The sequence below is a fragment of the Flavobacteriales bacterium TMED191 genome (assembly GCA_002171975.2).
In the GTDB taxonomy this organism is placed as follows: Bacteria; Bacteroidota; Bacteroidia; order Flavobacteriales; family TMED113.
Window position 1 is genome coordinate 21,476 of the sequence record NHIO02000022.1, and the last position, 20,257, is coordinate 41,732.

A 20,257-nucleotide genomic window follows, 5' to 3' on the forward strand; every position below is an offset into this window, starting at 1 on the left:
AATATGTCTGTTGTGTTAAATTCATCTTATTTCCCAACAATTAACTATTTTAGGTCCTTAAAATCATTTCCTGGCTTATATATTGATATATATGAATATTACAAAAGACATAGTAATAGAAATAGGACAACTATATTAGGTTCTAATGGGACTATTTTGCTGACTGTTCCAATTAAAAGAAAATCAAAAGTAATAATGAGAGATATAAAAATTGCAAATCAGGATTGGCAAAGGAAACATATTATGAGTATTAAATCATCTTATGGATCTGCTCCTTTTTTCATACATTATTTTGATGACATCAAAAAACTAATAAATTCTAAATGTAATTATCTAGTAGATTTAAATAATCTAATTATTAATTACTGCATCAATCAATTGGAGTTGAAAAAAAAAGTTAACTACACCAAAACATATAAAAACAATTATTCCGATAATTATATTGACCTAAGAGAAAAAATAAATATCCCTAAACATTTAGAGACTTATGATCAAATTTTTGGAGAAAAGTTTATTTCTAACTTAAGTATTATTGATTTAATATTTAATTTAGGCCCGGATGCCAAAAAATACATAAATACTTAATTTCAATTATAGTATATTTAACATATGAAGAGAATAATTGACATTGCTTTTAATAAAAATGAAGATAATATGAAATTGCTAGTCTCAAGTATGAAACAAAAAAAACATATTATAGAGTTAGGTGGTGGTGAAATTAATATTAAAAAACAACATGAAAAAGGTAAATTAACTGCAAGAGAAAGGATTAAGAAAATTTTAGACTTAAATTCATTTTACATTGAAATTGGCAGTTTTGCTGCTAACGACCTCTATGAAGAATATGGTGGGTGTCCTGCAGCTGGTGTAATTGTTGTAATAGGTCTAATTAATGAAAAAAACTGCATTGTTGTAGCAAATGATGCAACTGTAAAATCCGGTGCTTGGTTTCCCATGACCGCAAAAAAAAATTTAAGAGCTCAAGAAATATGTATCAATAACAAGATACCAATTATCTATTTAGTAGATAGTGCCGGAGTTTTTTTACCGTTACAAGACCAAATATTTCCTGATAAAAATCATTTCGGAAGACAATTCAGAAATAATGCAAAAATATCTGCAAATGGTATAAGCCAAATATCTGCAATTATGGGTAGTTGTGTAGCAGGAGGTGCTTATTTACCTATAATGAGTGATGAAGCTTTAATCGTAGAAAAAACAGGAAGTGTATTCTTAGCTGGATCACACCTAGTTAAAGCTGCTATTGGAGAAAATATAGATAATGAAAAATTAGGAGGCGCAGATACACATTGTGATATTTCAGGAGTAACAGATTATAAATGCAAAAATGATGAAGAAGCTATACATTTAATTAGAGACCTGATAAAATCTACTAGAAATGGCTCCCTGACAGGTTTCTCTAGAATAGAATCCAAGGAACCAAAAAAAAGTTTAAATGATATATATGGTATTATACCAAAAGATCGTAGCCAACAATACGATATGAAAGAAATCATTGAAAGACTTGTTGACGACAGCTTTCTAAGAGAATATAAAGCAAGTTATGGAAAAACATTAATCTGTGCCTATGCTAGAATTGATGGATGGGCAGTAGGAATAATTGCTAACCAACGTTCAATAGTAAAGAATGGGAAAGGTGAAATGCAACTGGGTGGTGTAATCTATTCAGATTCCGCTGACAAAGCAGCAAGATTTATAATGAACTGTAATCAAAAAGGTATCCCATTATTATTTGTACAAGATGTAAATGGATTTATGGTTGGTTCTCGAGCAGAACATAATGGTATCATTAAAGACGGGGCGAAAATGGTAAATGCTATGGCAAATAGTGTAGTGCCAAAATTCACTGTAATCATAGGAAACTCCTTTGGGGCTGGAAATTATGCTATGTGTGGTAAGGCATATGATCCAAATTTAATTTTAGCATGGCCAACTGCACAAATTGCCGTCATGGGAGGTGAACAAGCTGCTAAGGTAATTTTAAAACTTGAAGAAAATAAATTAAAAAAAGATGGTAAAGCATTAAGTAAATTAGAAAAAGAAAAATTATTTAAATCAATCAATGAAAAATATCAAAATCAAATGACTCCTTATTATGCGGCATCCCGAATGTGGGTAGATGAAATTATCGATCCAAAAGAAACTAGACAATATATTTCAAAAGGGATTGAAATTTCAAATAATAAACCTATTGAAGAATTTAAAACAGGGATAATCCAAACATAAAATATAATCCGATTACTTAAAAAATAATTATCTTTAAATTCTTTTATATATAAAACATATGATAACTGTTGAATTTCCAGACAAAAGCATAAGAAAATTTACTCAAGGAACAACGTCCTTAGATATTGCAAAAAGTATAAGTGAAGGATTAGCCCGAAATGTACTTGCTGCAAAAATTAATGGGAAAGTAGTTGATGCAACAAAACCAATAAATTCTAAAGAAAAAATAAACCTTGAATTATTAACATGGCAGGATAAGGATGGAAAATCGACATTTTGGCACTCTAGTGCTCATTTATTAGCTGAAGCAATACAGTACTATTATCCTGATGCTAAATTTGCAATAGGTCCACCAATCGAAAATGGATTTTATTATGATATCGATTTTTCAAAAAACATGTCATTTTCTTCTGAAGATTTTCCAAAAATTGAAAGTAAAATAATCGAACTAGCAAAACAAAAAAACAACTTTACTTTTAGTCCAATTTCAAAAAAAGAAGCTCTAGATTTTTTTTCAAAAAGGGAAAACAATTATAAACTTGAATTAACTAAAAACTTATCAGATGGTGATATTACTTTTTATCAACAAGGTAATTTTACTGATTTATGTAAAGGACCACATATTCCGCACACGGGCTTTATAAAAGCTGTTAAATTAATCAATGTTGCGGGAGCATACTGGAGAGGGGACGAGACAAAGACACAATTGACAAGAATTTATGGCATTACATTTCCAAAGAAAAAAGAATTAGATGAATACTTAATAAACTACGAAGAAGCAAAAAAAAGAGACCACAGAAAAATTGGAAAAAACATGGGTCTTTTTATGTTTTCTCAAAAGGTTGGTCAAGGTTTACCACTATGGCTACCAAAAGGAGCATATTTAAGAGACAAACTAATCGACTTTATGAGAAACACTCAAGTAAATCATGGATATCAACCAGTTGTAACTCCTCACATTGGTTCAAAAGATTTGTATGTGTGTTCGGGGCACTATGATAAATATGGTGAAGACTCTTTTCAACCCATTAAAACTCCCAACCAAAATGAAGAGTTTTTTTTAAAACCTATGAATTGTCCACATCATTGTGAAATATATAAGGCACAACCAAGATCATATAAAGATTTACCAATTAGATTTGCAGAATTTGGTACGGTATATAGATATGAACAAAGTGGAGAATTACATGGATTAACTAGAGTGCGTGCATTTACACAAGATGACGCTCATATCTTTGTGTTACCTGAACAATTACAAGAAGAATTTGAGAATGTTATTGATCTTGTATTATATATTCTAAAAGCTATGAATCTAACTGAGTACGTAGCACAAATCTCTCTAAGAGATCCAAATAAAAAAGATAATTACATTGGGAGTGACCAAAACTGGGATTTATCTGAAAAAGCAATTATTGAAGCAACAAAAAATAAAAAATTAGAGACCATTGTAGAATATGGGGAAGCAGCTTTTTACGGACCAAAATTAGATTTTATGGTAAAGGATGCATTAGGAAGAAAATGGCAACTCGGCACGATTCAAGTAGATTATAATTTACCTGAAAGATTTGAATTAGAATATAAGGGTTCTGATGATAAAATGCATCGACCTGTAATGATTCATAGAGCACCATTTGGATCTCTTGAAAGATTTATTGCTCTTTTCATTGAACACACAGGAGGAAATTTTCCTGTTTGGTTAACGCCTGAACAAATAATTATATTACCAATCAGCCAAAAACATAACGAATACTGTGGAAAACTTTTAAATTCTCTAAAAAATTACGATATTCGCGGTCGCATAGATGATAGAAATGAAACTACCGGTAAAAAAATAAGAGATGCGGAGTTAAATAGAATACCATTTATGGTTATAATAGGTGACAATGAAATTGAGAAAAATTCATTATCTATAAGACAACATGGAGGTACCAATCTTGGTTCAATGAGTCAAAATAAATTTATTGATCTTATTAAAGCTAAAATTGAAACTGAATTGCAAAAAAATTAGTATAAATTAAAATAAAAAGTTATAGCATTAAGAAAAAGAAATAAAGGACGTAGACCCTGGAGAATAAAAAAAGAAAACCCCCATAAAATAAATAATTTTATTTTAGCTGAGACAATAAGATTAGTGGGCGATAATGTTGAAAATAAAGTTTGTTCAAAAGAAGAGGGACTAAATCTTGCCAAAGGACTAGGTTTAGATTTAGTAGAAATATCTGCCAAATCTGATACACCAGTTTGCAAAATAATTGATTACAGCAAGTTTCTTTACTCGCAAAAAAAGAAACAAAAGGAGATAAAGTCAAAAACTGCTAAAGTAGTAATGAAGGAGATTAGATTTGGTCCTAACACTGATACACATGATTATAATTTTAAACTAAATCATGCTAAGAAGTTTATTGATGATGGGTGTAAATTAAAGGCTTATGTTTTTTTCAAAGGGAGAGCAATTATCCATAAAGAACGTGGTGAAATTTTGCTATTAAAGTTGGCTCAAGATTTAGAAGAAAAAGCAAAAGTAGATCAATTACCAAAATTAGAAGGTAAAAGAATGATTATGCTAATATCGCCAATATTAAAAAAATAAAATATATAGTTATGCCAAAAATGAAAACAAATTCAAGTGCAAAAAAAAGATTTTCTGTGACTAGCTCGGGAAAAGTTAAAAGAAAGCACGCATTTAAAAGTCATATTTTAACTAAAAAAACTACTAAACAAAAACGTAGACTAACAAATACTGGCTTAGTAGATAAATCTGACTTGAAAAATGTAAAACAACAATTATCGATGAAATAAAAATATAACCATGTAATCAGTTTTAAGCATCTTCAATGATCACTGCTTACAAAAAAAATAAAAACTATGCCAAGATCTGTTAATTCTGTTGCTGCAAAAGCAAGACGAAAAAAAATAATAAAACAAGCTAAAGGTTACTTTGGGAGGAGAAAAAATGTATTTACAGTAGCCAAGAATGCTGTGGAAAAAGCATTATCGTATGCTTATAGAGATCGAAAAGTAAATAAAAGAAATTTTCGAGCTTTATGGATACAAAGAATAAACGCAGGGGTTCGAGAATACGGACTGTCTTATTCGGAGTTCATGGGCCTTCTTAAAAAAAAGGACATCAAAATTAACAGAAAAGTTTTAGCTGATTTAGCAATGAATCACAAAGAAATATTTAAATCTCTTGTTGAAGAGACAAAAAAATAAACTACCTACTACTTAAGCCCTCTATTGCGGGGATATATGAAGGATTAATCATTAGACAATTCTTCCAGTCCGATTGAGCCTGCTTATAATCGCCATTCAAAGTATATGCATAAGCTCGTGCATGATATGCAATTAAAAAAGAATTGTCAATCGAAATTGCAGAAGAAAAATGATTAATTGCTTGAGGGTAATTATTTAATTCAAGTTCGCAAAATCCCATATTATAGTATGTCTGCATAGAATTTGGGTTTAACTTAATTCCTTTATTATACAAATCCAATGCTAAACTGAATTGAGACATGTTTTGCTTATGTTTACCAAAGTTGTAATAAACTTGAGAATCACTAGGATATCTAGCAATAATTTCTTTGAAGTATTTTTCAGATAATTCGCTATCGAAAAATCTATTGGTACTTGTAGTGTCACTATAAATTAAAGATGTTAAATATAACACCTCCTTATCTACTGTATCTTCCTCTAAAAGATTGTTCAACAACCTAAGAGCTAAGTCATATTCTTTCATTTCTTTTAAATAAACAATAATTGAAGTAGATACAATACCATTTTGTAACTGAGCTAATGTATCAATCATTGACCTACAGCTCGTGTCTCTTACAGCGCATAACAAATTAGTCAATTTGATACGACATTCTATTTTATTTGGATCAACACTAAGACAGCGTTCCCATGATTTTTTTGAAATTCTTGTTTCATTGAGCTCAAAATAAATATCTCCTTTAATCAGTAAAACATTTATATCATTCTTAAAAACACTATAGGCTTGATCAATATCTGATTTTGCTGATTGTATATTATTATTATCTAAGTAAAATTTGGCTCGTTGACTTAATACTTTAAAATCTGATGAGTCTTTTTGAATTAAAAAAGAAAGAGAATCTAAGTAAGTGAGATTTGATGTGCTATTAGGCGAATTACATTGAGAAAATATAACTAAAAAAAAAATGATAATTAGCCGCATGTTAGTCTAGTCAAATTTTGATTTAATTTTTTCCTCTAATTCATTACATAATTCTGGATTATCTTTTAATAATTTTCTAACGGACTCTCTTCCCTGACCAAGTTTAGAACCATTATAACTAAACCAAGATCCACTTTTGTCAATTATACCATATTCGACCCCTAAATCAATCATTTCACCTGTTTTTGAAATTCCTTCACCATACATAATATCAAATTGAGCATTTCTAAAAGGGGGAGCAACTTTGTTCTTAACAATTTTTACTCTTGTCCTATTTCCAATAGTAATATCACCATCTTTGATTTGAGTACTTCTTCTAATGTCAATCCTTACAGATGAGTAAAATTTCAGAGCATTACCACCTGTAGTTGTCTCAGGATTACCAAACATAACACCAATTTTTTCTCTTAATTGATTTATAAAAACACAAATGCAACCTGACTTGCTAATAGTCCCAGTCATTTTTCGAAGAGCTTGAGACATTAAACGAGCTTGTAAACCTAATTTAGATTCACCCATTTCCCCTTCAATTTCACTTTTTGGAGTTAAAGCAGCAACTGAATCAATGACTAATATATCTATTGCAGCAGATCTAATTAAATTATCTGCAATTTCAAGAGCTTGCTCTCCACAATCAGGTTGGGATATTAGTAAATTATCAATATCAACACCCAGTTTTTGAGCATAGAAACGATCAAATGCATGTTCTGCATCAATAAAAGCGGCTATTCCACCTTTCTTTTGTGTTTCTGCAATTGCATGAAGAGTTAAAGTTGTCTTTCCAGACGATTCTGGACCATATATTTCAACAACACGACCTTTTGGTAATCCTCCAACTCCAAGAGCCAAATCTATACCTATTGAACCAGTAGATATAGCCTCTACATCTATAATGGGAGCATCACCTAACTTCATTATGGTTCCTTTACCATAAGTCTTATCAATTTTTTCCATTGTTAAAGCTAAAGCTTTCTTTTTTGCATCTAATTCTTTACTCATAACTATTGTTTTTGTAGGATTCTAATATTTGTTCAGCATGATTTTTAGTATTTACTTTTGTAAAAACTTTTTCAATTATTTGATTTTCGTTAATTATAAATGTAGTTCTATGAACACCATCATATTCTTTTCCCATAAATTTTTTCTTGCCATACACTCCATATTGTAAACATATGCTCTTGTCTTCGTCAGCAATCAAATCAAAAGCCAAATTAAATTTATTAATAAAATTAATATGCGACTTCGCACTATCAGGACTAATTCCTAAAACATCAAATCCTTGCTTTATTAATTCAGTGTAATTTTGAGTTAGATTGCACGATTCTGCTGTACAACCAGGCGTATTGTCTTTAGGATAAAAATATAGTATCAGTTTCTTTTTTTTAAAATCTACTAAAGATATAGAATTAGAATCTTGATTTAAACCAGTGAAATTTGGCGCTTGATCACCTTCTTTTAAATGTGTCATATTTATAACATTATAATAATATCAAATGTAATAAATCAATATAGATTTTTTTAATCAAAAAGTGTTTTTCTTCCAATAACTTTACAAATGGGACAAACATGTGGATTGTGCTTTCTAGCTGAGCAATATTCTCTTCCAAAATAAATCATTTGTAGATGTAATCTTCCCCATAATTTTTCTGGAAAAAAGCTTTTACAGTCATTTTCTGTTTGCATAACGTTTTTTCCACTACTTATGCCCCACCGATACGACAATCGATGAATATGTGTATCAATTGGAAAAGCTGAAAGACCAAATGCTTGGGTCATTACAACAGAAGCTGTTTTATGTCCAACACCAGGAAAACTTTCTAGCTCATTAAAAGTTCTTGGAACAACGGAATTATATTCTTTTACTAAAATCTCTGACAACTTACTAATTGCTTTTGATTTAGTAGGAGATAAACCACAAGGTTTGATAATAGCTTGAATTTCAGAAACAGATAATTTCATCATATCTGAAGGTGTGTTCGCTAATTTAAATAAATCAGGTGTTACTTTATTAACTCTTTCATCTGTACACTGCGCTGATAATAATACTGCAATAAGTAATGTATATGGATCATGATGAATAAGAGGAATATCAGGATTACTATATAAATCATCCAAAGTATCAATTATAAATGACAATTTTGATTTTCCTTTCATAGGTGAATTGAATACAATAAGTTAATCAATTTAACAAAATAACGTCATCATTAGAGTTAATATAAACAGCCTTAGAGTAGGCAATAATATTACTATTATTACGCTGATTCACTAACAAAGTCATTTCAATTTTTTTTATTTCTGTATCAAAAAATTCAGTTATTAAAGATTTATTTTTTTTAGTTAAATGAGTAGAATTATCCATAGGCAAAAGTTATTTAATAAAATAAAAACGAAGCATTGATGATAATTATTATAAATAACTAATCAAAAGACATTGCTACACCTTTTTTCTTTATAATCTTTCTAAGATTAATTAATGCATAGCGCATTCTTCCAAGAGCAGTATTAATACTAATATTGCAATTATCTGCTATTTCATTATAACTCATATTAGAATAATAACGCATTTTTAAAACTTCTTTTTGCTTAGATGGCAAATACTTAATTAAACTTCTAATATCTGACATAATTCTACTTTTAATCATTTCATCTTCCTTGCTCATAGAAGAATCCTTGATGACATTAAAGATATCAAATTCACTATTTGATCTTACAAATTTAGTTTTCCTAATTTTTCTAAAATAATCAATAGATAGATTATAAGCTATCCTCATAACCCAAGGAACAAACTTACCTTCTTCATTATAATTACCTTTCTTCAATGTATTTATTACCTTTAAAAAGGTTTCTTGAAAAATATCCTCTGCTAATGCTCTGTCCTTAACCTTGGAGATTATAAAGGAAATGATTTTAGACTTGTGACGATTGATTAAAGTGTTTAGTGAATTTTCAGAACCCTGAATATATGAACTAATTAAAAGTTCATCTTTTACCATATATTTTGACATATAATTTCTTATTTAGTTAATAAATTTAAATAAGTAGATATGTCTAATAGGCAAAATAATTTAATTATAAAGCAAATATACAAAATTTATTTTTTATAATATAGATGGTTCTTATTTACACAAATATTTTTAATAAATTTGACTTATATGATTTCAAAACTTTTAATAACTGGAAACTGTATTTTAATTGTTGCAATTATTGCTAATATTTTTGCGAAATTTATTAACGTAACCACGTGGTATGATTTTTATAATCAAATGATAGACATTGGAGTAAAAAACTCAACAAACACATTACAAGTATTTGATTTTTTATGGTTATTTTTAGTATACCCAATAATTCTTAGTGCTGGCTTTTTAATTGGGGAAAAATTATATTGTTTCATGACATCATAAAAATGAACAAGAAGGATAAAATTATCATTAAGGGTGCGCGACTAAATAATCTAAAAAATATATCAGTTTCTATCCCAAAGAATAAACTTATTGTAGTTACAGGTTTATCCGGATCTGGAAAGTCGTCATTTGCATATGACACTATATATGCAGAAGCACAAAGAAGATACATAGAAAGTCTATCATCATACGCAAGACAATTTTTAAATAATCATCAAAAACCTGAGTTTGACACAATTAAGGGCTTATCACCTGCTATAGCTTTAGAGCATAAGACAAGTACAAATAATCCAAGATCTACAGTGGGAACGTCAACAGAAATTTATCATTATTTGACTCTTTTATTCGAAAGACTAGGAAGAGTAATATCGCCAGCTAGTAAACAAGAAGTAAAACCAATTCAATTCGAGGACTTTAAACAATTTATATTTAAACAAAAAACTAATACTAAATTTATTATATCCAGTCCTATTCCTGTTAGGAAAATTGCTTATTTAAAAGAAGAAGGTTACTCTCAAATGATATTAAATAAAAAAATCATTGAACTTAATGAAACTTCTGAGGATATAAATAATGTCAATTTAGTGATTGATAAATTGATTGTTGAAAAAATTGATGATTTCGAATTTATATTAAAAGAGGCATTTAATAAAGCTATGAACATAGGTAATGGTTACTTATTTGTGTACAACCAAGATTTAGAATTATTGAAATCATTTAATGACAAAATGATTGAAGACAATATACAATTTGAATCCCCAAGTCAAGAATTATTTAACTTCAATAATCCTTATGGAGCATGTACAAATTGTAATGGCCATGGCGATGTAATGGATATTGATATTGACAAAGTAATACCAGATAAACAAAAAAGCTTATATGACAATGCTATACACCCATGGATTAGTAGTGGAATGGGCAAATGGAAAAATACTCTTATTGAAAATTTGAAAAAATATAACTTTCCTATCTACAAAAAATACAAAGAACTTTCCTTAAAAGAAAAAAAAATTATATGGGATGGAAATAAGGATATACAAGGAATATCAGATTTTTTCAATTTTTTAAAGCGAAAATCTTATAAGATTCAATATCGTGTCATGCTTTCTAAATACAGAGGACTATCTAGTTGTAAACAATGTAAAGGAAGTCGATTAAATATTGCAACACAATATATATATGTAAACAATAAAAATATTCATCATTTAGTAAATCTGCCAATTAAAGAATTATTGAAATTTATCAAAAAAATTAATGTCAATAATCATGATGGAAAAATTATAACGAAAATAAAAGAAGAAATTACTAAAAGATCTGAATCATTGATTAGATTAGGTCTAGGTTATTTAACATTGAATCGAAAATCCAGTTCACTTTCAGGCGGAGAAAGTCAGAGAATAAATATTGCCAAATCTATTGGAAGTGTATTAGTTGGATCAATATATGTATTAGATGAGCCTAGTCTAGGTCTACACTCACGAGACACAAAAAATCTACTACATACACTAAGAGAATTAAAAGATTTAGGTAATACATTAATAGTCGTCGAACATGATAAGGATATTATTCAAGCAGCTGATTATATTATAGATATCGGTCCACTTGCTGGATCTAAGGGTGGGAATATTATGTATGCAGGACCTTTTCATTCAAAAAAAAGTAATAGTATAACTTTACAATATATAAATCGTGAAAAACAAATTACAAGATTTTCTAATCAAAGGAAACCTGTAAATTTTATAAAAATAAATGGTATTAAAAAAAATAATTTAAAAAATATAAATGTAGAAATACCAACTAAATTATTTACAGCCATTACAGGAGTCAGTGGCTCTGGAAAAAGCACACTAATTAAAGATATTTTTTTACCTGCAGTTAAACGAAAATTAAAAGACTTTTCATATGCAAAACCAGAATGTAATTCAATTGAAATGGCGCTATATGAAGATATTGAAGAAATAAACTATGTTGATCAAAATTCAATTAAAAAATCCTCTAAATCCACCGCTATAACATATATTAACTCATATGATAGTATACGATTATTATTTGCTTCGCAATCAAAATCAAAACTATTTAATTTTAGTGCAAAGCATTTTTCATTTAATGTAGATGGTGGACGTTGTAACAATTGTAAGGGACAAGGCTATGTGAACATTGAAATGCAATTTTTAGCTGATATTAAAATTAATTGTGAAGTTTGTAATGGCACAAGGTTCCAAGAAGATATACTAAAAGTTAAATTTTGCAACAAAAATATTAATCAATTATTAAATTTAACTATTGATGAAGGCTATGATTTTTTCAATCAAAATCAACAAACAACAATTGCTAAAAAAATGCAACCTTTAATAGAAGTGGGTTTAGGTTACTTAAAAATGGGACAAGCTATTAATTCGATGAGTTCTGGAGAACTACAAAGACTAAAACTAGGACATTTCTTGTCTAAACAAAACAAAAAATCCATTTTAATTTTCGATGAACCATCAAAGGGATTACATTTTCATGATATCAATATTTTAATTAAAGCACTTGATAAATTAGTTGATAATGGAAACACTGTAATTGTTGTTGAACATAACCTAGATATTATTAAAAATGTTGACTGGATCATTGACATGGGGCCAGAAGCAGGTGACAAAGGAGGTCAAGTTATTTTTAATGGTACTCCGAAAAATTTAATCAAAAAAAACTCTCATACTGGAATGGCATTAAAAAAAGAAATCAATCATTGATAAATTGCTGATAATAATAATTGGCATATTTACCATTTATCTTCATTAATTCATCATGACTACCTGACTCTATTATATAGCCTTTTTCTAAAACAATTATTTTATCAACATGTTGAATTGTTGACAATCTATGAGCAATAATAACAGATGTTCTATTATGTGTAAGAGTTTTAATTGATTTTTGAATCAAAGATTCTGTGATAGGATCCAAAGAGGAGGTTGCTTCATCTAAGATAAGATATGATGGATTTAAAAGGTAAGTTCTTAGAAAAGAAATTAATTGTTTTTCTCCTTCTGACAGTCCAGCACCTCTTTCACCAATTATATAATCATATTTTTTGGGAAATTTATTTATAAATTCTTTTAAACCTATTTTTTTAACCGCATCATAAACCTCTTTATTTGAAATATTATTAAAAAATTTAATATTGTTCATTAAAGTATCTGCTAAAAAAAAAGTGTCTTGTAACACCACACCAATATTATTTCTTAATACTGAAACTGGGATTTCATTTATATTATTATTATTTATAGATATAACACCTTCGTCAATTTCATACCATTTCATAATAAGATTAATAATTGTTGTTTTTCCTGAACCAGTAGGTCCAATAATCGCCAGTGTTTTATTAGTGTCAATTGAAAAACTAATTTTATTAAGTACGTCCTCCCCTTTTTTATAAGAAAAAACTACATTATTAAAACTAATACTACTTGAAGGAATTCTTTTAGGAGATGATGATGAATTATTAAAAATAACTTGATTTGGCAATTCAATCACTTCAAAAACTCTAGCTGCTGCTATAACACCCATTTGCAAAACATTAAATCTATCTGCAATGGCTCTTAAGGGTCTAAATAACATGTTAACAAATAATATAAATGCAATAATTTCACCAACGGTAACTGTACCTTCAGACAGTATATTTAAAGCTCCATACCAAACTATAAGTCCCATGGCAATTGCAGAACAAACATCTACAATTGGTAAAAAAATTGAAAAATATAAAACTGTTTTTACATGTGAATCTCGGTGCTTAATATTCAAAGACTTAAACTTTTTAAAAGTTTCACTCTCTTGAGAAAAAACTTGAACAATAGACATGCCAACAAGATGCTCATATACAAATACATTAATCTTAGAAAGATATTTTCTTACATCAATAAAAGCATATTTCATATAATTCTGAAAAAGAATTGTGGCTATAATTAAAAAAGGAAAACATATTAGACTTATTAATGTTAACCGCCAGCTAATGAAGAACATAAAAGAAAGCACCAATAGCATTTTAAAAATGTCCCCAAAAATAACCAAAAGACCCTGTGAGAAAACCGCAGATATAGCTTCCATATCAGACACCACTCTTGTTATAAGCTGTCCTGTTGGAGAGGTGTCAAAATATCTTACAGGTAATTTAATTATTTTAGAAAACGCCTGTAATCTTAACTCCTTAATAATTGTTTGTGCTATATAATTTGAACGATAAATAAATATAAATTGAAGAAAAGCCTCAACCAATATACATAAGAAAATGACAATTACTATTTTTAAAAAACCTTGTGAATTATTATATACAATATAATTGTCAAATGCATGCTGAATTAATATAGGTCGAAGAGTTGATATTATACCAAATAAAACAGACACAAAAATAGTAAACACAAACAGTGTTTTATAAGGTTTTACGTAATGAATAAGCTTAAATAATAATTTTAAATCAAATGATTTCAAGAGAGAAATTTTTTGGATATCTGATATTTACTAAATAGAGACCTTGTGCAGGCACAGATATACCTGCTTGTTTTCGATCACCACTTTTTATTATGTCAATAAATTGATTTAAATTAATTTTTTCAAGTCCTAAGTCAATTAATGTACCAACAATACATCTGACCATATTATATAAATATCTGTCAGATTCAATAGAAAAACTAATTATTTCCTTTTTTTTATTCCATTCAGCAGATTTAACACAACATATTGTATTTTCCTTATTAGATTTCGAAAATGAACTGAAATTATTTTCACCTATTAAAATTGAGGATGCTTGATTCATAATATCTAAATTTAGCCTCTTAAAAAAAAAATATGCTCTATTGATCAAAAAAGGGTTTTTTTCTGTACAAATTAAATATTCATAACTTCTAGAAACCGCAGAAAATCGTGCATGAAAATTTTTTGAAATGGGCTTAATATAATGAATTACAATTTTATCTGACAAAAACCTATTCAATTTATAAGTTAATTCAGTGATGTTGAATAACTCATTAAAATCAAAATGTGCAAAAAAATTGGATGCATGGACACCTGCGTCAGTTCTTCCAACTCCAACTATGAGTTCAATATTTTGGTTTAGAAGTATTTTTAAGCCACTCATTATATCACCTTGTATAGTTCTTGAATTTTCTTGAATTTGCCAACCTCCATAATTGGTACCAAGATATGAGAGGTGAATGACATATCTATTTTGATTCATTTAATGATAATTTTTTTATAAAAATAATGATAAATTAGACAAGCAAATATAAATAGAAAATGAAAAAAATTGGAATTATTTCAGATACTCATGGGTTTATAAATCAACAAATTATCAATGTTTTCAAAGATTGCGATGAAATTTGGCATGCAGGGGACATTGGTTTTAATGATGAAATAGAGAATTTTATTAAAAGAAATCACGTAAAAGCAGTTTATGGAAATATTGACGGACAAAAGATACGTTCTATTTATCCAAAAACAATAAAATTTAAATGTGAAAACGTCAAGATATTAATGACCCATATTGGAGGATATCCTGGAAAATATAGTCACGAAATTGAGAGCGAAATTCAATTATTTAATCCTGACTTATATATTTGTGGTCATTCTCATATATTAAAAATAATGTTTGATAAAAAAAATCAACTAATACATATTAATCCAGGATCAGCAGGTAAAGAGGGTTTTCATAAAAAAAGAACTGTTGTATTACTAAGAGTTCAAAATTCAAAAATCTTTGATGTCCGTGTAGTTGAACTAGGTCCAAAAACAAAATTAGCGTAGTCTATCAATCGAATCAAGCAAATCATTATCACGCTTGATAGATTTAATAGCCAGATAATAAGAAATTTTGCCTGCCAAAAAAAATGGCAGAAAAAATAAATTAAAGGAACAAACGTTAGTGGAGTAATTTAAATTATGTGAAATATGGCTAAAAGTATTATATAAATTATACAATATAATACATGTACAAAAAAAAGATAACAGATAAACTAGCTTAATCTGCCTTATTTTATTTTTAAATGAAAAAACTGTGAGGATAGATAACAATAAAAAAAAACAAATACTCAGATAATGATTTAAAACGAAGATTGAATTTAATACATCTTCACAATGAAAAAAAGGAATTTTAATAAATGCAACTAGTAAGGATATTGTTCCAATTATAAGATAAACAGTTTGAATTCGTTGAATCATATATATTTTTTTTGCAATATATATAATTATTTAAAAGATTGTTGTATAATTGCAGTGCTATTATCCTAATAAGCCTCAATTGAAATTTCCCTTTTAAAAAATCTTTGGTAATTAAATTAGTCGGCAATTAAACCCCTTTTTATATGTATGATATATTAGAACTTAAAAAGAAAAAATTAGAAAACTTGCAAGAAATTGCAGGAGAATTAGAAATATCTGAAATTAAAAATTACAAAAAATTGGATTTGATTTATCAAATTTTAGATAAACAAGCTACATCTCCTAACAATAAAAATGAAAAAGTAATTAAACCACTACCAAAAATAAATAAAAGCAAAAAACAACGAGTGATAAAAAAAGACAACAACTCGTCTACAACGAGTAGTAAAGATCATAAAAGTTCAAAAGATTATGATAAACAAAAAAAAGAACACTCGGACAAACATCGTTCTAAAAATTTTGAAGACAAACATAATAAGGTTAAAAAAGAAATTGATTATAATTTTGAATCTGAAGTTATTGGGGAGGGTGTGCTAGAAAAAATGCCTGATGGATACGGGTTTCTAAGATCTTCGGATTATAATTATTTAAATTCACCTGATGATATATATGTATCCCAATCTCAAATAAAATTATTTGGTCTAAAAACTGGGGACACAGTAACTGGAGAAATTAGACCACCTAAAGAAGGTGAAAAGTTTTTCCCTCTTGTAAAAGTCATAAAAATCAACAATCTAGAGCCTAGTATTGTTAGAGATCGTGTTGCTTTTGAGCATAAGACACCTTTATTCCCAGAAGAAAAATTTAAAATTGTTGAAAAAAACTCTACAATATCAACAAGACTAATTGACCTATTTTCACCTATTGGAAAAGGGCAAAGAGGACTTATAGTGGCACAACCTAAGACTGGAAAAACTGTATTGTTAAAAGAAGTAGCTAATGCAATAGCAGCTAATCATCCAGAAGTATATCAACTTGTTCTTTTGATTGATGAACGACCTGAAGAAGTTACTGATATGGCTAGAACGGTTGCTGGAGAGGTGATTGCATCAACATTTGATGAGCCAGCTGAAAGACACGTAAGAGTAGCAAATATTGTGTTAGAAAAAGCAAAAAGAATGGTTGAATGTGGTCATGATGTAGTTATTTTACTAGATTCAATTACAAGACTTGCACGTGCATACAATACTGTAGCGCCTGCCTCTGGAAAAATTTTATCTGGAGGGATAGATGCAAATGCATTACACAAACCTAAACGATTTTTTGGATCAGCAAGAAATATTGAAAATGGTGGTTCACTAACAATAATTGCAACCGCATTAGTAGAAACAGGCTCTAAAATGGATGAGGTTATTTTTGAAGAATTTAAAGGGACTGGAAATATGGAAATGCAACTAGATAGAAGTATTTCTAATAGAAGGATTTACCCTGCAATTGATCTAATTAGCTCAGGAACAAGAAGAGAAGATCTATTAATTAGCAAGGAGAAATTACAAAGAATGTGGATTTTAAGAAAGCATCTTGCAGATATGAAACCTATTGAAGCAATGGAATTTATTAAAGATCGACTTGAAGGCACACTCAATAATGAAGAATTCTTAATCTCGATGAACAGTTAATTACTTAAAGCAGTAATTAAATCTAATCCTGAAAAAGTCCCAGAACTCATTAATAATAAATTATTATTACAGGGAGTAAATTCTAACAATAATGACTTAAGTTTTTCCTTATTATTTATAAAGGTAATACGATTATGTTTTAAGGAAGAAAATACTAAAGAACTATTAATACTAGTTATGCCTTTTAATTTTTGCTTAATAGGATCTATATATATCCATACTTCATCTGAATTAGAAAATGCATTTTCATAATAACTTAAAAAGTCTGAATTTAAACTGCTAAAAGTATGTAGTTCATAACAAGAAATTAAATATCTATTTGGGTAAAGAGTTTTGACAGCATTAACGGTTGCTAGAACCTTTGAAGGGGAATGTGCAAAATCTCTATAAACACAGCTATTATTTATGTATTTCTTAATTAAATTTAATCTATTATCTGCTCCCTCGAAACTTTTTATTGAATGATAAAATACTTTTTCGGAAATTCCTAGATTTAAACATACTAATTTAGCAGCCTCTAAATTTTGCAAATTATGATTTCCAAATATTTTTAATGGAATTATTTCATCATTAAACTTAATACAAAATTTATCGTCCTTCAAAATATATTCAAGTTGGGAATAAGATTTTGAATACTCATTATGTTTTAGATAATTTGATAAAAAACTATCATTTTTATGATAATAAATATCACCTTTTGATTTTGTTACAGAATTAATCAAACTTTTGAAAGCGTCTTCATAAGCTTGAACAGTTGGAAATACATTAATGTGATCCCATGCAACACCTGAAATCACTAAAACATGTGGATTATAGTGAGTAAATTTTGGTCTACGATCCAATGGGGAAGATAAATACTCATCCCCCTCTATAATAATTAAATTATTGTTTTTTAAACATACTAAATTACTAAAAGATTTAATTTTTGCTCCAAGCAAATAATCTGCTTCTATATTATTAATATTTAAAACATGAAGAATCATCGAAGTAATTGTTGTTTTACCATGACTACCCGAAATTACTATTCTAGTTTTATTTTTAGAATACTGACTGATAAATTCTGGAAATGATAATATCTTGATATTAATTCTTTGTGCTTTTAATAATTCAGGATTATTTAATTTCGCGTGCATGCCAATAATAACTAAATCCAAATTGTCTGTGATCAAAGAATCATTCCAACCTTCATGTTTTGGAAGTAGTCCATACTCATTTAAATTTGACCTAGCAGGATCATAAATTATATCATCTGAACCTGTTACATGGTGACCATTTTTAAATAACTCAATAGCTAAACTATGCATAATTGCCCCTCCTATCGCAATAAAATGTATTCTCATGAAAAAAAATTAATAAATAATTATATATTACAATATACTATGTTTATGAAAATACATGTTATAAATACTGGGAACTTTAAACTTGATGGAGGAGCTATGTTTGGTGTAGTACCAAAAACAATTTGGTCAAAAACAAATCCAGCGGACAACAATAACATGTGCTCTTGGGCCATGAGATGTTTATTATTAGAATATGATGATAAAAAAATACTAATTGATACAGGTATTGGAAATAAACAAAGTGAAAAATTCTTTAAGCACTTTTATCTACACGGCTTTGATAACCTCACAAATTCTTTAAATCAGATAAATATCAGCCCTGAAGAAATTACACATGTATTTTTTACCCACCTGCATTTTGATCACTGTGGAGGAGCAATTATAAAAAAAAATAACTCTTTAGAACTTTTATTTAAAAATGCTATTCACCTTACAAATAAAACTCATTGGGAATTAGCAAACAATCCTAACTCAAGGGAGAAAGCTTCTTTCTTAAAAGAAAACTTTTCCTTAATTAAGGAAATGGGACAATTACAATTTATTGAAGAAGGACAATTATTTGACAATATATTTGTTGAATTTTTTAATGGTCATACTATGGGTCAAATGCTCCCTTTTATTACTTATAAGGAAAGAAAAATTGTTTTCGTTGCTGATTTGATTCCTTCTATTGGACACATTCCCCTTCCTTATGTTATGGGCTATGATACCCAACCCTTGGTTACATTACAAGAAAAATTGCAATTTCTAAATGAAGCATTTGAAAATAACTATATTTTATTTTTAGAACATGACTATGAATATGAAGCATGTACAATAAAATATAAACTCAATAAATTTGAAGTAGGTAAAGCAGGTACGTTAAAAGAATTTTTAATTTAATTAACTGCAATCCTCCCAGGTTTTAACAGAATCAACAATTAAATCTAATTCTTTGTATAAGTTTTTTAATTTCTTAGGTGCATTAAGCCTATCAGTGACTCTATGTTTTTTTTCATTAATAGAAACCTCTATAATAACAGATGGAATATCAGTAATTTTTGAGATATAGGCTTCATCTAAATCAAAAAATTGTATTCTATCTAATAATAATTTCAAACTCATTATTTTTTTATTATCAATTTTAGATTTAAAACAGCCAATATTTTGTACAAATAAAATACCATTATATTCAATTAAACCTGATTCATAAATAACAATTTCATATTGAGGACACTCTCCGTAGCATGGAGTACGTTTCATAAAAATTAAGGGGGTGGATTCACT

General features: G+C 28.3%; 22 protein-coding genes. 11 read left to right on the plus strand and 11 right to left on the minus strand.

Annotated features, from left to right (window positions below; genetic code table 11):
* Positions 1-3: 3 nt before the first annotated feature.
* The 6 genes from CBD51_001835 (at position 4) to CBD51_001860 (ending at position 5,460) form a co-directional block, all read left to right on the plus strand.
* Positions 4-585 carry a hypothetical protein gene (locus CBD51_001835; GenBank protein RPG59995.1) on the plus strand — a complete coding sequence of 194 codons (582 nt, stop codon included), beginning with the start codon at positions 4-6 and terminating at the stop codon, positions 583-585.
* A gap of 36 nt (positions 586-621) precedes the next feature.
* Positions 622-2,247, plus strand: coding sequence for an acyl-CoA carboxylase subunit beta (locus tag CBD51_001840; GenBank protein ID RPG60051.1), 1,626 nt, complete (start codon positions 622-624; stop codon positions 2,245-2,247).
* Between the two features lie 58 nt (positions 2,248-2,305).
* Positions 2,306-4,255: a threonine--tRNA ligase gene (gene thrS / locus CBD51_001845; protein RPG59996.1), complete on the plus strand. Its 1,950-nt coding sequence runs from the start codon at positions 2,306-2,308 to the stop codon at positions 4,253-4,255.
* A gap of 63 nt (positions 4,256-4,318) precedes the next feature.
* Positions 4,319-4,837, plus strand: a complete 519-nt coding sequence (locus CBD51_001850) for a translation initiation factor IF-3 (GenBank protein ID RPG59997.1) — start codon at positions 4,319-4,321, stop codon at positions 4,835-4,837.
* Positions 4,838-4,848: 11 nt separating this feature from the next.
* A complete protein-coding gene (locus tag CBD51_001855; GenBank protein RPG59998.1) occupies positions 4,849-5,046 on the plus strand; it encodes a 50S ribosomal protein L35 in 198 nt (65 codons plus the stop codon).
* A 66-nt stretch (positions 5,047-5,112) separates the two neighbouring features.
* Entirely contained in the window at positions 5,113-5,460 is a 348-nt protein-coding gene (locus tag CBD51_001860) for a 50S ribosomal protein L20 (protein RPG59999.1), read from the plus strand.
* 1 nt (position 5,461) lies between these two features.
* Here the strand turns inward: CBD51_001860 and CBD51_001865 are convergent, their stop codons facing one another.
* The 6 genes from CBD51_001865 to CBD51_001890 are packed head-to-tail and all read right to left on the minus strand — an operon-like array spanning position 5,462 to position 9,444.
* A complete protein-coding gene (locus tag CBD51_001865; GenBank protein ID RPG60000.1) occupies positions 5,462-6,439 on the minus strand; it encodes a tetratricopeptide repeat protein in 978 nt (325 codons plus the stop codon).
* Positions 6,440-6,445: 6 nt separating this feature from the next.
* Positions 6,446-7,438, minus strand: a complete 993-nt coding sequence (gene recA / locus CBD51_001870; GenBank protein ID RPG60001.1) for a recombinase RecA — start codon at positions 7,436-7,438, stop codon at positions 6,446-6,448.
* Entirely contained in the window at positions 7,431-7,907 is a 477-nt protein-coding gene (locus CBD51_001875) for a thioredoxin-dependent thiol peroxidase (protein RPG60002.1), read from the minus strand. The genes recA and CBD51_001875 overlap by 8 nt, the downstream gene beginning before the upstream one ends.
* A 50-nt stretch (positions 7,908-7,957) precedes the next feature.
* A complete protein-coding gene (locus CBD51_001880; protein ID RPG60003.1) occupies positions 7,958-8,593 on the minus strand; it encodes an endonuclease III in 636 nt (211 codons plus the stop codon).
* A 25-nt stretch (positions 8,594-8,618) separates the two neighbouring features.
* The gene (locus CBD51_001885) at positions 8,619-8,798 is read right to left on the minus strand and encodes a hypothetical protein (GenBank protein ID RPG60004.1); all 180 of its coding nucleotides are present in this window, start codon (positions 8,796-8,798) and stop codon (positions 8,619-8,621) included.
* 58 nt (positions 8,799-8,856) lie between these two features.
* Positions 8,857-9,444 carry a sigma-70 family RNA polymerase sigma factor gene (locus tag CBD51_001890; GenBank protein RPG60005.1) on the minus strand — a complete coding sequence of 196 codons (588 nt, stop codon included), beginning with the start codon at positions 9,442-9,444 and terminating at the stop codon, positions 8,857-8,859.
* A 147-nt stretch (positions 9,445-9,591) separates the two neighbouring features.
* On the opposite strand from CBD51_001890, the gene CBD51_001895 reads away from it, so the two are divergent.
* Together CBD51_001895 and uvrA are read left to right on the plus strand one after the other, a co-directional pair.
* Complete coding sequence (locus tag CBD51_001895) at positions 9,592-9,840, plus strand: hypothetical protein (GenBank protein RPG60006.1); 249 nt, start codon at positions 9,592-9,594, stop codon at positions 9,838-9,840.
* Positions 9,841-9,842: 2 nt separating this feature from the next.
* Complete coding sequence (gene uvrA, locus CBD51_001900; protein RPG60007.1) at positions 9,843-12,575, plus strand: excinuclease ABC subunit A; 2,733 nt, start codon at positions 9,843-9,845, stop codon at positions 12,573-12,575.
* Here uvrA and CBD51_001905 read toward each other — a convergent pair.
* Positions 12,565-14,307 (minus strand): ABC transporter ATP-binding protein, encoded by a 1,743-nt coding sequence (locus tag CBD51_001905; protein RPG60008.1) that lies wholly within the window; start codon positions 14,305-14,307, stop codon positions 12,565-12,567. The genes uvrA and CBD51_001905 overlap by 11 nt on opposite strands.
* On the minus strand, positions 14,294-15,052 hold the full coding sequence (gene truA / locus CBD51_001910; protein ID RPG60009.1) for a tRNA pseudouridine(38-40) synthase TruA: 759 nt from the start codon (positions 15,050-15,052) through the stop codon (positions 14,294-14,296). The genes CBD51_001905 and truA overlap by 14 nt, the downstream gene beginning before the upstream one ends.
* 59 nt (positions 15,053-15,111) lie before the next feature.
* Here truA and CBD51_001915 point away from each other — a divergent pair, with 59 nt between their 5' ends.
* A complete protein-coding gene (locus CBD51_001915; GenBank protein RPG60010.1) occupies positions 15,112-15,618 on the plus strand; it encodes a metallophosphoesterase in 507 nt (168 codons plus the stop codon).
* On the opposite strand, the gene CBD51_001920 is transcribed toward CBD51_001915, so the two are convergent.
* The gene (locus CBD51_001920) at positions 15,610-16,032 is read right to left on the minus strand and encodes a DUF4293 family protein (protein ID RPG60011.1); all 423 of its coding nucleotides are present in this window, start codon (positions 16,030-16,032) and stop codon (positions 15,610-15,612) included. The two genes, CBD51_001915 and CBD51_001920, sit on opposite strands and share 9 nt — an antisense overlap.
* Before the next feature lie 143 nt (positions 16,033-16,175).
* On the opposite strand from CBD51_001920, the gene CBD51_001925 reads away from it, so the two are divergent.
* Positions 16,176-17,651 (plus strand): transcription termination factor Rho, encoded by a 1,476-nt coding sequence (locus CBD51_001925; protein RPG60012.1) that lies wholly within the window; start codon positions 16,176-16,178, stop codon positions 17,649-17,651.
* Here CBD51_001925 and CBD51_001930 read toward each other — a convergent pair.
* Positions 17,648-18,991, minus strand: a complete 1,344-nt coding sequence (locus tag CBD51_001930) for a peptidoglycan synthetase (protein RPG60013.1) — start codon at positions 18,989-18,991, stop codon at positions 17,648-17,650. The genes CBD51_001925 and CBD51_001930 overlap by 4 nt on opposite strands.
* Positions 18,992-19,036: 45 nt before the next feature.
* Here CBD51_001930 and CBD51_001935 point away from each other — a divergent pair, with 45 nt between their 5' ends.
* On the plus strand, positions 19,037-19,873 hold the full coding sequence (locus CBD51_001935; protein RPG60014.1) for an MBL fold metallo-hydrolase: 837 nt from the start codon (positions 19,037-19,039) through the stop codon (positions 19,871-19,873).
* Here the strand turns inward: CBD51_001935 and CBD51_001940 are convergent, their stop codons facing one another.
* On the minus strand, positions 19,874-20,233 hold the full coding sequence (locus CBD51_001940) for a hypothetical protein (protein RPG60015.1): 360 nt from the start codon (positions 20,231-20,233) through the stop codon (positions 19,874-19,876).
* Between the last annotated feature and the right edge of the window lie 24 nt (positions 20,234-20,257).

Bases quoted from the DNA above. Each gene is read 5' to 3' on its own strand.
- CBD51_001835 (RPG59995.1), top strand. From the start codon at position 4: ATGTCTGTTGTGTTAAATTCATCTTATTTCCCAACAATTAACTATTTT.
- thrS (RPG59996.1), top strand. From the start codon at position 2,306: ATGATAACTGTTGAATTTCCAGACAAAAGCATAAGAAAATTTACTCAA.
- CBD51_001855 (RPG59998.1), top strand. From the start codon at position 4,849: ATGCCAAAAATGAAAACAAATTCAAGTGCAAAAAAAAGATTTTCTGTG.
- CBD51_001860 (RPG59999.1), top strand. From the start codon at position 5,113: ATGCCAAGATCTGTTAATTCTGTTGCTGCAAAAGCAAGACGAAAAAAA.
- CBD51_001865 (RPG60000.1), bottom strand. From the start codon at position 6,439: ATGCGGCTAATTATCATTTTTTTTTTAGTTATATTTTCTCAATGTAAT.
- recA (RPG60001.1), bottom strand. From the start codon at position 7,438: ATGAGTAAAGAATTAGATGCAAAAAAGAAAGCTTTAGCTTTAACAATG.
- CBD51_001875 (RPG60002.1), bottom strand. From the start codon at position 7,907: ATGACACATTTAAAAGAAGGTGATCAAGCGCCAAATTTCACTGGTTTA.
- CBD51_001880 (RPG60003.1), bottom strand. From the start codon at position 8,593: ATGAAAGGAAAATCAAAATTGTCATTTATAATTGATACTTTGGATGAT.
- CBD51_001885 (RPG60004.1), bottom strand. From the start codon at position 8,798: ATGGATAATTCTACTCATTTAACTAAAAAAAATAAATCTTTAATAACT.
- CBD51_001890 (RPG60005.1), bottom strand. From the start codon at position 9,444: ATGTCAAAATATATGGTAAAAGATGAACTTTTAATTAGTTCATATATT.
- CBD51_001895 (RPG60006.1), top strand. From the start codon at position 9,592: ATGATTTCAAAACTTTTAATAACTGGAAACTGTATTTTAATTGTTGCA.
- uvrA (RPG60007.1), top strand. From the start codon at position 9,843: ATGAACAAGAAGGATAAAATTATCATTAAGGGTGCGCGACTAAATAAT.
- truA (RPG60009.1), bottom strand. From the start codon at position 15,052: ATGAATCAAAATAGATATGTCATTCACCTCTCATATCTTGGTACCAAT.
- CBD51_001915 (RPG60010.1), top strand. From the start codon at position 15,112: ATGAAAAAAATTGGAATTATTTCAGATACTCATGGGTTTATAAATCAA.
- CBD51_001920 (RPG60011.1), bottom strand. From the start codon at position 16,032: ATGATTCAACGAATTCAAACTGTTTATCTTATAATTGGAACAATATCC.
- CBD51_001925 (RPG60012.1), top strand. From the start codon at position 16,176: ATGTATGATATATTAGAACTTAAAAAGAAAAAATTAGAAAACTTGCAA.
- CBD51_001930 (RPG60013.1), bottom strand. From the start codon at position 18,991: ATGAGAATACATTTTATTGCGATAGGAGGGGCAATTATGCATAGTTTA.
- CBD51_001935 (RPG60014.1), top strand. From the start codon at position 19,037: ATGAAAATACATGTTATAAATACTGGGAACTTTAAACTTGATGGAGGA.
- CBD51_001940 (RPG60015.1), bottom strand. From the start codon at position 20,233: ATGAAACGTACTCCATGCTACGGAGAGTGTCCTCAATATGAAATTGTT.